The sequence below is a fragment of the Bacillus sp. IT-79MI2 genome (assembly GCF_949768135.1).
GTDB lineage: Bacteria > Bacillota > Bacilli > Bacillales > Bacillaceae_G > Bacillus_A > Bacillus_A pseudomycoides.
Genome location: NZ_CATKPV010000028.1, coordinates 1 through 302, shown reverse-complemented (window position 1 = coordinate 302; position 302 = coordinate 1). Strand labels below are relative to the sequence as shown.

Here is a 302-nt window from a genome sequence, read left to right as displayed (position 1 = left end):
CTTCTGTTCCAAACTATACAAAAAGACACCCCAGAATTATCAAAGATTCTCCTTCGTCTGTTTAACCTCCTACAGCGCAACGGACGAAAATCTCATCGATACGAGAAAAAAACAGTCTTTGATATATTAGGTGTCGTATACAATTGTACCATGTCTGATAATCAAGCGGCTTAATTTAAAAAAGGAAACCCATTAGGGTTTATTTCGTATGCGAATTTTTAAATAATCTACACTGATCCCCTATAAAAAGTAAAAAAACTCTCCTGAAAAATTCCTAATGTAGTCTTAGCTTGATAGCGATG

General features: G+C 34.8%; 1 pseudogene. It reads left to right on the top strand.

The window, feature by feature from the left end:
• Positions 1-174: pseudogene (locus tag ACM6HU_RS02040) on the top strand (IS4 family transposase); the annotation flags it as partial.
• Between the last annotated feature and the right edge of the window lie 128 nt (positions 175-302).